A 13806-nucleotide genomic window follows, 5' to 3' on the forward strand; every position below is an offset into this window, starting at 1 on the left:
TATTGAAATAGGAACATGGAATTTACCGATTAGAGTTTAAATTCATTGGCTTCAACTGATGTAGAGGCACTTTTACGTCCCTTTTTCTGATTGAGCTCTTCAATAACATAGTCGGGAGCGACCTTCGTTAGCTCTGTTAAACAGTCATCCGTTTTAGGGTTGCCGTATCTGACATAGATGTCACACACGGCATACAATTGTTCTGGAGCACCGGATATCAAATACGCTTGCTCAAAAGCGTTGACAGACTTCTTCAAGTCTAACTCTTCTTGCAGAACACCATTTAAATACCAAAAGTAACTGTTCGTCGTTGCCATCGTCGCAGCTTTGTCTATTTCAAACGCCGCTTCTTTCTTTTTGTCTAATCTAACCAAAGCGAGAGATTTAGAATAATGCAGCGAGGCATCTTCTGAATTTAGCTTGATACCCTCGTCAAGCACGTTGATAGCTTTTTGGTCTAGCTGTTGCGCTCGGAAGTTGTCTGCATAGCTTAACCAAACTTGAGGGTTGTTTGGCTCAAGCTTAGTTAACTCTGGGTATATCAGCGCCGCTTTATCCCAATCACGATGCCAACGGTAAACGTCTGCAAGTAATAACTTGGAAACATTATCGTTCTTACTGGACAAGTGTGCTGTCAGCTCTGAAACAGGCCCCTCAAGTGACTGCTGTTGCTCCGAACTCAAATTGGCGTAATCTCGAACGAGGTTAATCGCTGCTGTAATTCGCACCATGGCGGCGTCATCACTCAATAATGGTGAAATCAAACGCCAACGGTGCTCAATCATATATGGCTGTGCTCCCACGATCGCAGCTTCGCGAATACCTGCATCTTCATCCTGCAACCCACGCGCAACTGCAACCAATGCATTTTGGCTTGGATAGTTGGCTAACTCACGTAAAGCATCAATACGTTTTTCTGAAGACAACTTTTTATTTTGCGCATCATAAGACAGCTTTTCGACTCGTTGCGCCGGTGTCATTTGAGCTTCTTGTGGAGTGACAACCGTTGTCGGCGATACCTGGTCTGGGTCTAGCAATGTTGTTTCTTGTGCCACTGCTGTTTGACTCGCAGCAATGCCGATCGAGATCACGAGTAATGATTTAGAGAGCAGCTTAATTTTTTGCATTCAATAACCTATATTCTTTCATTTCCGGGCCTGTAGCAGGCGTAGTGACTATCTTAAAACTTCGTTTCAAACACAGTCTGTGTTTGAGTAGCTTGCTGGTGTAGAATCTGGTCACTGTATTTACCGTGAACCACTGGGTTACCTGTCGCTCGTAAGATGTACGCCATCGACTGATCAACATTGGTAAAAAACTTCTTCCAACCCGCGCAGAGATAATTAAGACCAGGCTCACCTTGCCTAGTACGGATAAAACGGTTTTTGGGACATTCTCCAAAACATGCAAATTGATAATCACATTGAAGGCACTGTTGGGGCAGCGTACGACTTTTAGCAAACCCAAATTTCTGCTGCTCAGAGCTATAAGCGAGCGTATCGAGCTTTTCGTGATGAATGTTTCCAACCTTATATTCTGGGTACACGTAATGATCACACGCAAACACATCACCATTAGGCTCCATTGCTAAGCCCTTCCCGCAGATTTCACCTAACGTACACAGTGGGTTTTTTCTGCCCATCCAGGTTTCGATACTGGCTTCAAAGTACTGCACAAACACGTTGCCGATATCGTGTAAAACCCATTCATTGAAAATCGCGATCAGAAAATTTCCCCATGCTTCATCCGCAACGCAAAAAGGCTCAACAACGGCATCTTTATGACCTGGGATCAACCGTTTATCTCCTTGCTTTAGTTGCTCGTTAGGCTCCCAAGTTTGAGGGGCGGTTGTTCTGAATGTTTTCTGCTCAACTATTGGAATAAACTGCATTTGAGGGGAGCGTACTTCATCTCGCAAGAATCGGTACACTTCAAGTGGGTTACGGCTGGTCAAGTTGTTAACACAAGTGAGCGTAGCAAACTTTACTTCGTGCTTATGTAATAGTTCAACCGCATTCATAACTTGCCGGAATGTGCCTCTACCAGCTCGGTTTGTTCGATAAGCGTTGTGCATCATTTCTGGGCCATCAATGCTTAAACCGACGAGAAAGTTGTTCGCCTTTAAAAACTCACACCATTCATCGTTAAGCAGTGTACCATTAGTCTGAAGATCATTGGAGATCGTAATGCCATCGGGACGGTATTTATTCTGTAGCTCAACAATTGTCTTGAAATAATCCAAACCTAGCATTGTCGGCTCACCACCCTGCCAAGAGAAAATAATTTCAGGTGTATTTTGTCCCGCTATATATTGACGGATATAGGTCTCGAGCGTTTCCTCATCCATGACTGGTGAGCAGCCTGGCTTGTACTCAAGTAAATCTTGTTTGCTTAGGTAGTAACAATAGGTGCAATCGATATTGCACACTGCACCGATAGGTTTCGCCATGACATGTAATCGCTTGGATGCTTTTCCATTGAACTGCGGACCTTGAGTTATGTGCATTCATCACCTTCTTAGTTGCTAGCCTGTGCCCAACGGCGTTAAGACTAATCATTAAGTTAATCGCCTAGTGTGATGATAATGTTCAATTATTCGTGGCGCTTGTTATAGTGTGTATAACTGTTTTTCATAGACTTGCCTGATAAAATTCTTTGATCATAAATGTTGATGGAGCTCCCCTATGAAGCATTCCAAAAGTAATACTCTTTACCTTGGTGCCGCTATTTCGATTTCGCTAATTATGACTGGATGTGCAACAACACAACCTAGCCCTCTTGCTCAAAAAATCGATCAAGATATGGTTCTTATTGAAGGTGGACAATTTACGATGGGCTCGGATAATCCATCAGCAAATAAATCCGAGCGCCCGGCTCGCACCGTTCGCGTGGAAGATTTCTATTTGGCAAAATTTGAGGTAACCCAAGAGTTATTCGAATCGGTTACAGGATCTTCTCTGAGCTATTTTAGAAACCCAAATACGCCCGTAAATAACATTAGCTGGCAACAAGCCAATTATTTTATAAAGAAATTGAATGAAAAAACGGGAGAGCACTATCGTTTACCCACCGAAGCAGAATGGGAGTTTGCAGCGAAAGGGGGGAATCTAAGTCAAGGATTCACTTACGCGGGGTCTGATGATATTAACGACGTTGCCTGGTATGCCAGTAACTCAAACAATAAGGCACACAAGGTAGGTCAGAAAAAACCGAATGAGCTTGGCTTATACGATATGACGGGTAATGTTGGTGAGTTTGTTATTGATGCGTTTGATGAAGGCTATTACAAATCAGCACCAAGTGATAATCCGGTAAACGCAAAAGATGAAAAAGAAAGCCTGGCACACAAGTCTGTACGAGGTGGTAGCTTTGCCTATGATGCTGACGAATCCGAAAACTATCGTCGCGATTTTGCTAGCCAGTCAGTCATCATGTCCGACATGGGGCTGAGATTAGCGAAAGACGCTGATTAAACCAAGTAAGAAAAAGTGGAGCGATAAAAGCTCCACTTTTGGTAATTAGCTCCTATTGACCCCAACAATAGAGGCTTTAAGCTGATCAATAGCTTGTTTAGGTGCATAGTGACTAAGCTCTTGTATGCACCTATCGAAAGCAAAAGCGACAGCACCTTTTTTATGATTTCTCGCTAGAACCTCGCATTGAGCAAACAAGTGTTGTGGATTGCCACCGACTTCAAATGCTGTATGCAACGCTTTACTGGCTTCTAGAACATCGCTTTTTTCTAAAGCTAGACCGTACACGTACCAATAATGCGCATTAGTTTCACCAATTTCTGCGGCGCGTCTAAGTAGCTTTTTCGCATCATCAGCTTTGCCTTGACGCAACAAAGAAAGACCTGCGCTGTATGGTAACGTGCTGGATTTAGGTTGAGCTTTCATCCCTTGTTGTAGCACCGTCAGCGCAGCTTCTTCTTTACCTAGGTGACGATACAAATCTGCTAGGTTAACGTAGCTATTTTCGAAATAGGGTTCGATGCTGATCGCTTGTTTATACAGCTCGGTCGCTTTGTCGATTTCACCTAAGCTGCGGTACACATTCGCCAAATTGGTTCTTCCGAAACCACGATCGGCATTAAACTCTTGAATTTCCATGTACTCTTCTAAAGGTGATTTAATGATATCTTTTTGTAAAGGGGTCATTTGCGCGTAGTTCGCTACCAGCACCGAGGCAGCTTCCGCTCTCACTGAAAGCACCGGGTCACCAAGCAATGGCTCTAGAATCCGCCACCGATCATGAAATTCATAACCAGACGAGCCTGAAATTGCCCCTAATCGAACCATTTCATTCTCATTCTTAACGGCCCTAGCCAAAGATACTGTTGTATTTTGGTCAGTGTTGCCCCCCATTCTCTCCAGGGCTGAGGCGCGAATAATGTCTTTTAAAGACGAATCCTGAGCAGAGTATGCCAACGCATTTGCTGCTCCTTGATGACCAATTGAATCCGCATAAAATGCGACAGCAAAATGTTGTTGATTACGATACTTCGAATTCGGGTACCATTCTGCTATCTGTTCATCGGCCCATTGATTGCTTTTATCTTCATGGCATGACATGCAAACATTGGGCGTTCCAATGTGTTTGCTCAAATCCGGTCGTGGAATATGCCAACTGTGGTCTCTACGAGGATCGACTTGCATGTAAGTCGTTTCTGGCATGTGACAAGTCGTACATTGCGATGCTTCAGATCCAGCCTTATGAAAGGTATGCTTTTCAGGTGTATATTCCGATGCAATATGGCATTGCGAACATACTGCCTCTTCTGGGATCGTTAACTCTGCCGTGTGTGGATCATGGCAATTAGTGCACGTGACCCCCTTCTCCGCCATTTCAGATTGAAGAAACGAACCATAAACATAATCTTCGTCGTAAATCTGTCCATCATGATAGTAGAGTTCAGGTGTTATAAGACTTAAGCGATATTTATCAAAAAAAGAACCTTTAACATGATCACCTGTTTCATTTAACTGGGTTCGGCGACTATGGCATTGAGCGCATGTTTGCACTTGATTGGTTGCTTCAATTGATTTCGGCTGTAACGTACTATGGCCTTCCTCAAACACCCAATCCGACACTGCTTTAGACAAATTTCGATCAAAGCCATAATGGCTGTCATGCTCAAAAGAAGTGCCAGCATTTTTGTATTTCTTGGCCAGTTCTATGTGCTGACTAGCGGGACCATGGCATGCTTCGCATCCCACATTAATCTCTGACCATGAGCTGTTGTAAGTGTTTTTGTCAGCGTCGTAATTCTTCTTTAGGTTCGTTGAATGGCAATCAGCACACATGAAGTTCCAATTTTGCCCGGTATTGGTCCAATAGAATTCATCCGTTGTTGTCGTTTCTGGATAAAGATGAAACCAACGCTGTCCCCCTTCAACTTTAGCTCTTGTGTCCCAAGCAAAAGGAATAAGCTGCACGCGGCCATCTTCAAACTCGACCATGTACTGCTGTAGTGGCTCCCAGCCAAATGTATAGCTGATCTTATAGTCATGCCATTGCCCGTCAGAGCCTTGAATGTTGACCCAATATTCGCCGCCTTTTTTAAAAAAACGATTAGGCATTCCTTTGTGCGTTACAACATGGTTATCAAAATCACCACGTACAGAGGTTGTACTTGCATGCTTCATGGCCATATCGTGATGTGACCCTTTCCAAGCCTCCACCTCGTTTTGGTGGCACTCTGCACAAGCTTGTGTGCCAGCATATTCTGGATTTAAGCCTGAAGGAATATTTGGTTTCTCTGTGAATAACTCTTGAGAAAAAGCCATAAAACTGACAACAACGTTGACCAGCAATAAAATGCGAAACCGGCCTGCCCACTGACTCATAGATATCCTTATATTTATAATGTACAACCTAAATCAATATAGACACTAAATCACTGGTTATACAAATAATTACAAGCAATACATAACGACTTTAGTATTGCTTTAGGACCGTAAAACAAGCGAGCATCCTATTGTTTTTCATTTCCATCCCCTCTTCTACTACGCAATAAAAATAAGGCTCTTCAGTGATCTAAATCTACTTTACGAATCTCTACAAACTAACAGGACAATCCTATTTCTTCTTAATTAACAAATAGTTACCACCCAGCAATAACTTATGGTTATATCGAGTATAAGAGGATTTTTCTATATACATCATTAACTTATGCAGAAACTAAGCATAAGGCTCACTTGTGCTTATCTTTACTCTCAACAATCTGGAGTTTTTATGGCAAATCAATTGAGCAAAATCGCTGTAGGCGCAGGACTGTTAGCGGCGTCCAGTGCTGCTATGGCAGCCGACAAACCGAATATTCTGGCAATTTTTGGTGACGATATCGGCTACTGGAATATCAGCGCATACAACCAAGGTATGATGAGTTACAAAACGCCAAACATCGACCGTATCGCGAATGAAGGTGCGTTGTTCACAGATCACTACGGACAACAGTCTTGTACTGCTGGTCGCGCGGCCTTTATTACGGGTGAAGAGCCATTTCGTACGGGTTTGTTAACAATTGGTATGCCAGGCTCTGACCACGGCATACCTGATTGGGCGCCAACCATTGCAGATCTGTTAAAAGAACAAGGTTACATGACGGGTCAATTTGGTAAAAACCACTTAGGTGACCAAGATAAGCACTTACCGACAAAACACGGCTTTGACGAATTCTTCGGTAACTTATATCACCTAAACGCAGAAGAAGAGCCTGAAACTTATTACTACCCTAAAGACCCAGAGTTTCGTAAAAACTATGGCCCTCGTGGTGTCATTAAGTCTTATGCCGACGGTAAGATTGAAGACACTGGCCCGATGACACGAAAACGTATGGAGCACGCAGATGAAGAGTTCCTAGAGAGCTCTTTGGCATTTATGGAAAAAGCAGTTAAGGCGGATAAACCCTTCTTTATTTGGCATAACGCCACTCGTATGCACGTTTGGACTCGCTTGCAGGAAAAATACCAAGGTAAATCAGGCGTAAGCATTTATGCCGATGGTATGCTGGAACACGATGATCATGTAGGTGTTTTACTCGACAAGCTGGATGAGCTAGGTGTTGCAGACAACACTATCGTTATCTACTCAACGGACAACGGCGCAGAAACCATGACTTGGCCAGATGGTGGTGCAACACCATTCCATGGTGAAAAAGGTACAACTTGGGAAGGCGGTATGCGTGTTCCTCAACTGGTTCGTTGGCCAGGCGTAATTAAGCCAGGAACCAAGATCAATGAAATGATGGCACACCAAGACTGGCTGCCTACATTATTGGCAGCTGCTGGCGTACCTGATGTAAAAGAAAAACTGGCAGAAAGCTACAAAGCAAATGGCAAAGAATGGCGTGTGCATTTAGATGGTTACAACTTCATGCCATACTTTGAAGGTAAGGAAGAAAAAGGCCCTCGTGAGTCGCTGCTTTACTTTACGTCTAATGGTGAATTAAACGCTGTCCGCTGGAATGACTGGAAACTTCACTTTGCAACGCTTGAAGGGAACCTAAGTAACGCAGTTCGTTTTGCTCCGAACTGGCCTAAAATCATCCACCTACGTGCTGACCCATTCGAAAAAGGCCCAAGCGAATCACAAATGTACTTGCGTTGGATGGCTGACAACATGTGGCTATTTGTACCTGTACAAGACGTTGTGGGAGAGTTCTTTAAAACACTTCCAGAATACCCAATGCAACGTGGCACAGCGATGAACCCTGCTTCACTAAACTACGACTCTCTAAAAATGCAAGAAAAGCTGCAACAACTAGACAAAGTTGAACAAGAAATCAGCAAGTTTAAGTAAACTAAGTTAACGTTAGTTAATCAGTAACATTAATCCAGCAGACCATTCTGCTGGCTTATGTGTATCGCTACATAGGAACTTACTTAAATCGCCTGTTTAGCCTATACAAAGTGGGCATTGTGAGTACAAACTGAAAAATAAAAAAGGAGAGCTAACCTGCTCTCCTTTGTATTTTAACCGTGGATAAACTAAGCCACATTAACCGATTTAGCTAAACTGCTACTTTGGAAAAACTCATCATGCAATGCGCAAATCGCGTGCTGGTATTCCTTATCACCGACAACAAATTGAACATTTACATTTCTCAATGATGAGTGCAGTGCAACTGGCGTAACGCCATTATTCATCAATGCAAGCACACCTTTCGCCAACGTCTTGTTGGTATCAATTTGAGAACCGATGGCTGAGATAAGCGCGACCATACGACCTTTAATCGAGGCATTCGGATAACGTTTCTCGGCTTTATACAATACTTTGTTTAAGCTATCAGTACTGCCACCTAGATAGTAAGTAATAGAGTTAGCGTTCATCTCTTTACCAACCAAACTTACACGAGCATCGGAGATGATTTCCATCAATTCGTAACTAACGTTATCGGCTTTTCCCACCATTGCTTGGTCAAACAAATGCAGTGCAAATACTTTTTCTTTACCTGCGATAATCTCGACTTTGTCTTCTTCTGGGCGGTAGCTTGAAGAGATCAAAGTACCTTCGTGTTCAGGTTCGAATGTATTTTTAATCTGTAGCTCAATACCACTTTCACGCAAACCCGCAGCGGCATTTGGGTGAATCGCTTCCATGCCAAGGTTCGCAAGTTGGTCTGCTACGTCATAGTTTGTACTACCAATTGGTAATACTTTTTCAGGGCCAACAACGCGTGGGTCTGCTGAGCTCAAGTGGTACTCTTTGTGAATTACTGCTAAATCCGCTTTTGTTATTGCTGCAATTCGGCTAAATGTCATCTCACTATAACCTCGGTCATAAGTGTGCATTAGGCCCTCTTTACAGTAAGCATAACCTGTCACGATTGGCAGTTCTTTTGATACATCGATATCAGCAAACGCGTCACTGATCGACTCATCAAGGCTTCTTGGCGCTTGATTATCCCAACCAGACAGGTCAACGAACTTAGCGTTAATACCCATATTTTTTAGTTTTAGTGCTGTGTTGTAAGCACTATGTGCCTCACCGATAGACGAGAGAAACTCTCGAATTTGAGGCAAGTACTGGCGCAACGAAAATTGACCGTACTGACAGGTTTCTAAAATATTCGCGATACAGTTTTTCGCTTCAGCAATGCGGGAGCGAATGAATTTATCCGCACGGATACGATTCATTGGGTCCGCAAAAATATTTTCATTGGTCAGCAACATACGGCTTTCAACGTACGCTAACGCTTCTTCCCATTTGTCGTCGCGTTTCGCGATAAGCTGATAAACGCCTGGTTTACTGGTTTTTTTACACTCGAGCAGCGCATCGGTCATACCACCGTATGCAGATACGACAAAAATACGATTGTATGGTGTTTTGGGACGAAGAATAATATTGTCGAGAACAGCATCAAATGCTGTCATTGATGTACCGCCGATTTTTTCTACGGTAAATGTCATGATAAACCTTTTTTGATTGGTAACTTTAAAAAGAAAAAAGAAGAGATAGTAAAGTGTGGGGTGGCAAAGCACCCCACCATCATCTTTTAGTCCACGAGAGGATAAACACCGTTTTCATCGTGCACTTCAGCGCCAGTAATCGGTGGGTTAAACACACACGCCATTACCATTTCTTTATTCTTATAAGCTCTCAAGTAGTGCTCATCGTGTTTATCAAGGATGTATAATGTACCTGGTTTGATTGGGTACGTTTCTCCACCTACAACTTCAATCTCACCTTCACCACTCATACAAAACACCGATTCAAGGTGGTTTTGATAGTGAATATGAGTTTCTGTATCTTCATAAATCGTTGTGATGTGGAAAGAGAAACCCATGTTGTCGTCTTTCAACAACATGCGGACACTTTCCCAGTTATCTGAAACGACACGTCGTTCGCTGTTGCGGCATTCATCTAGAGTTCTGACGATCATAATTAAAATCCTTATTAAGATGCTTGTTTGAAATGTTTCGCAGCGATAGTCTCTACTGCATTTTCAAAGATGCTTAGTCCTTGATCTAGCTCTGATTCGCTGATGGTTAGTGGACAGAAGAACTTCACAACTTCATCGTCTGGACCCGCTGTCTCTATCACCATTCCATTCTCGAAACAGTTTTTCGCAATTTCAGATGCCATGTCACCATTGATACATTCAATACCAACCATCATGCCGCGGCCTTTTTTCTGCACAAACATTTGTGGAAAGCGACGAACACAACGGTCAATAACAGCACTTACCTTGTCTGAACACTGCTTGATGTGTGTTTCAAAATCATCGTTTGCCCAGTAAATTTCTAGTGCTTTTGCAGCAGTAATAAAGGCGTGATTATTGCCACGGAACGTACCGTTATGCTCGCCTGGCTTCCACTGGTCAAGCTCAGGCTTAAGTAATACGACAGCCATCGGCAAACCGTAACCACCGATCGACTTCGATAGCGTCACGATATCCGGTTGGATACCAGACGGCTCGAAACTAAAGAAAGTACCGGTACGTCCACAACCTGCTTGAATGTCATCGACAATCATAAGAATGTCATTGGCTTTACAGATTTTGCTCAAACGTTGTAACCACTCGTTTGAAGCAGCATTTAAACCACCTTCACCCTGCACAGTTTCAAGAAGTACAGCGGCTGGTTTATCCATACCTGCAGAGTTATCATTTAGCATGGTTTCGAACAGCGCGAGACCATCTACGCCAGCGTAACCTTCAAATGGAATACGAGTGACGTTACTTAGGCTAGAACCGTTACCTTGTCTGTGATGCTGGTTACCCGTTGCAGCCAGTGCGCCAGCAGTACAACCATGGAAACCGTTAGTAAACGCAACGACGCTGTCGCGGCCTTTTACTTTTTTAGCCAGCTTCAATGCCGCCTCAACAGCATTAGTGCCTGTTGGGCCCGTAAACTGAACCTTGTAATCCAAGTTTCTTGGTTTAAGGATGTAAGTATCCAACGCTTCCAGAAACGATGCTTTCGCTTCTGAGTGCATATCCAAACCGTGAGTAATACCGTCCATTTCAATGTACTCAAGCAACGCTTGTTTTAGTACTGGATTGTTATGGCCGTAATTTAGAGATCCCGCTCCAGCAAGGAAGTCTAAGTATCGTTCACCTTGTTCTGTTTCTAGCCAGCAGCCTTTCGCTTTACGAAAAACGACCGGGAAATTGTTTGAATATGAGCGTACGTTGGATTCCTGCTTTTTGAAAATATCCATGATGAGACCGTTTTTAATTCCTATTGTTTGAGGATTATTTGAGAGGAATGCGATACAAATATTCTGTATCGTGTTTGCCTTTAAAGTGGGCTTCTTCATCCAAAAATGTGCTTACTTGGCCAGAGTTGCCGTTCATCGCATCTAACTTTTTGAACAGTGCCCAAGAGGCTTTATTATCTTCCGTGATGGTAGTTTCTACCGATTTAACACCGCCTAATTCCTCTCGGGTGAGAAGTTCTTTCAACATGCGGAATGCTAAACCATGACCTCTAAAGCGAGGTGAGACTGCAACTTGCCAGACAAATAAAACGTCTTGCTCGTCTGGTTTCTGATAACCGGAAATGAAACCTGCGATTTCGCCTTTTTGCTCAACCAAAATACTGGTTTTGCTGAAATGCGTAGACTGTAGGAAATTGCAATAAGATGAGTTCATGTCCAATGGAGGACAGTCTGCAATCAAGCTGTAAATGTCGTCACCATCAGAGATTTTAGGCTCACGAAAAATCCATTTTTTACTTGAGTCTTCTCCAATCTCTGGATAAAGGACCCAAGGTGCTGATGTGATCATGTGAAAATACATATCCTTTGAGGTCTAATTAAATTTCCTTTTTATTATGGCCATCCCTCGCGGCTAAAAATCAAATAATCCGCCTTTTTATCGGTATTTTTGTGATACGGATCACAAAAACAAACCTATTAACCAAAAGTTAAAATAGTTCGAGGTCTAATTTATTAAATAGTCACCTAAATGCGCAGTACAAAAAACAACCAGAATAAGACCATTTCCATGCTGTTCATTTCTCAGAGAAAAATAGAAATCCAAAAAAAGCGGCATGCTTTCGCATACCGCTTTTATCAATAATTTAACTGCTGATACTAGTTATTTTGATTTCTTAGAAACCGCCTTTGGACGAGGTTCATCCATCAAACCTTTTATCAAAGATACCGTTGCAACAAGCAAAACAATAGTAAATGGTAAACCAGTCGTCACCGCCATTGCTTGAGCAGCAGCTAGACCACCACCCAACATCAATGCAATCGCAACCAAACCTTCAAACGTACACCAGAACACGCGTTGTGGCGTTGGTGCATCGACCTTACCGCCCGCAGCAATAGTATCAATAACCAGTGATCCTGAGTCAGAAGAGGTAATGAAGAACACCACGACTAAGATAATGCCGACAAAAGATGTTATCTCAGCCAATGGCATAACATCTAACATGGCAAAAAGTTTTAAAGGCAGTTCTGCGTTAAACACCGCCTCATAGCCATCATTAACGTATTGGCTAATTGCGTTACCGCCAAAAGCCGTCATCCATAACACACAAACTGAAGATGGGATAAGAATAACGCAAATAATAAACTCACGAACCGAACGACCGCGAGACACACGTGCGATGAACATACCCACAAATGGTGACCAAGAAATCCACCACGCCCAGTAAAACGCCGTCCAGCCTTGAGAGTAATTCACATCCTCTCGTCCAAATGGCATAGATAAGGCAGGGATATTAGCTACATAGGAAACGATGTTCTCGAAGAAACCAGTGAAAATCGCAATCGTCGGGCCAACAACAATAACAAATAGCAATAGCAGCGCTGCAAGACCCATATTGATTTCAGATAAGATTTTCACGCCCTTATCGAGTCCAGCCACAACAGAGATTAAAGCGAGCGCAGTGATACCAATAATCAATATAACCTGCGTGGTATTGGTCATTGGGACATCAAACAGGAAGTTCAAACCCGTTGCGGCTTGAGATGCACCGTAGCCTAGCGATGTTGCTAAACCAAAAACCGTCGCTACCACTGCAAGAATATCGATAATATGACCAGTCCAACCCCATACACGCTCACCAAACAAAGGGTAAAAAATTGAGCGCATGGTGAGTGGCAAACCTTTGTTAAATGAAAAGATAGCCAGCCCAAGAGCCAAGAGCGCGTATATTGACCACGGATGAAGTGCCCAGTGGTAAATCGTCGCAGCCATCCCTAATGCCGAAGCTGCAGTTGCGTCGCCCTCTGCACCACCTAGCGGTGCCCAGTCAGTACGTACACCATTCTCAACGCTCACGCCACCAATCGCAGAACTAAAATGGGACATCGGTTCTGATACACCGAAGAATACAAGACCAATACCCATACCCGCAGCAAATAGCATTGCCAACCATCCGGCATACGAATAATCCGGTGTTGCTTCAGTACCACCGATTCGTACACGGCCTAATGGTGTGAAGATCAATCCGACACAGACAATGACAAAAATATTACCTGAAGCGAGAAAAAACCAGTCTAAATTGTGCAACAAACCCGCTCGTAGGTCTGCAAAAAACGGCTCTACCTGTTCTCGGAATAATAGTGTTATCACAACAAACATGACGATTGCTAAGCCAGAAATTGCAAAAACACGGTTATGAATATCAAGGCCAAATGGGCCTACCTTTAGCGCAACGTTATCCTGACCAATTTGATAGTCAGTATCTATTGCGTTTACTTTTCCATCGGGGCGTTGAATGCCACCGTTATTATCGGTGCTCACGGATAATCTCCTTAAAAATACGTGACCAAGTTTAAATTACTTTCGTCGGAGTTCGAGTAATGAAACGTCTTCATCACTACCAAGCACATGTTCATAAAACA

The 13806-nt window shown here is 43.2% G+C and carries 10 protein-coding genes; 2 read left to right on the forward strand and 8 right to left on the reverse strand.

Annotated features, from left to right (window positions below; all coding sequences use genetic code 11):
* Window positions 1-29 precede the first annotated feature (29 nt).
* A complete protein-coding gene (locus R7P74_RS00955) occupies window positions 30-1127 on the reverse strand; it encodes a hypothetical protein (protein ID WP_017821946.1) in 1098 nt (365 codons plus the stop codon).
* A 53-nt stretch (window positions 1128-1180) separates the two neighbouring features.
* Window positions 1181-2506, reverse strand: coding sequence for an anaerobic sulfatase maturase (locus R7P74_RS00960; protein ID WP_318122534.1), 1326 nt, complete (start codon window positions 2504-2506; stop codon window positions 1181-1183).
* Window positions 2507-2744: 238 nt separating this feature from the next.
* Here R7P74_RS00960 and R7P74_RS00965 point away from each other — a divergent pair, with 238 nt between their 5' ends.
* On the forward strand, window positions 2745-3473 hold the full coding sequence (locus tag R7P74_RS00965; protein WP_372034459.1) for a formylglycine-generating enzyme family protein: 729 nt from the start codon (window positions 2745-2747) through the stop codon (window positions 3471-3473).
* A gap of 45 nt (window positions 3474-3518) precedes the next feature.
* Here R7P74_RS00965 and R7P74_RS00970 read toward each other — a convergent pair whose 3' ends face one another.
* Window positions 3519-5849, reverse strand: a complete 2331-nt coding sequence (locus R7P74_RS00970; protein WP_318122537.1) for a tetratricopeptide repeat protein — start codon at window positions 5847-5849, stop codon at window positions 3519-3521.
* A 388-nt stretch (window positions 5850-6237) separates the two neighbouring features.
* Between R7P74_RS00970 and R7P74_RS00975 the strand changes: the two genes are divergently transcribed.
* On the forward strand, window positions 6238-7803 hold the full coding sequence (locus R7P74_RS00975; protein WP_318122539.1) for an arylsulfatase: 1566 nt from the start codon (window positions 6238-6240) through the stop codon (window positions 7801-7803).
* A gap of 188 nt (window positions 7804-7991) precedes the next feature.
* Here R7P74_RS00975 and R7P74_RS00980 read toward each other — a convergent pair whose 3' ends face one another.
* From R7P74_RS00980 to R7P74_RS01000, 5 genes are all read right to left on the reverse strand, one after another.
* Window positions 7992-9413 carry an aspartate kinase gene (locus R7P74_RS00980; RefSeq protein WP_005377768.1) on the reverse strand — a complete coding sequence of 474 codons (1422 nt, stop codon included), beginning with the start codon at window positions 9411-9413 and terminating at the stop codon, window positions 7992-7994.
* 86 nt (window positions 9414-9499) lie between these two features.
* Complete coding sequence (locus R7P74_RS00985; RefSeq protein WP_005377769.1) at window positions 9500-9886, reverse strand: ectoine synthase; 387 nt, start codon at window positions 9884-9886, stop codon at window positions 9500-9502.
* A gap of 14 nt (window positions 9887-9900) precedes the next feature.
* Window positions 9901-11166, reverse strand: coding sequence for a diaminobutyrate--2-oxoglutarate transaminase (ectB, locus tag R7P74_RS00990; RefSeq protein WP_005377770.1), 1266 nt, complete (start codon window positions 11164-11166; stop codon window positions 9901-9903).
* Window positions 11167-11200: 34 nt separating this feature from the next.
* Entirely contained in the window at window positions 11201-11734 is a 534-nt protein-coding gene (gene ectA / locus R7P74_RS00995) for a diaminobutyrate acetyltransferase (protein WP_005393379.1), read from the reverse strand.
* Window positions 11735-12046: 312 nt separating this feature from the next.
* On the reverse strand, window positions 12047-13705 hold the full coding sequence (locus R7P74_RS01000) for a BCCT family transporter (protein ID WP_318122543.1): 1659 nt from the start codon (window positions 13703-13705) through the stop codon (window positions 12047-12049).
* Window positions 13706-13806: the final 101 nt, after the last annotated feature.

The organism is Vibrio sp. 2033 (assembly GCF_033339735.1).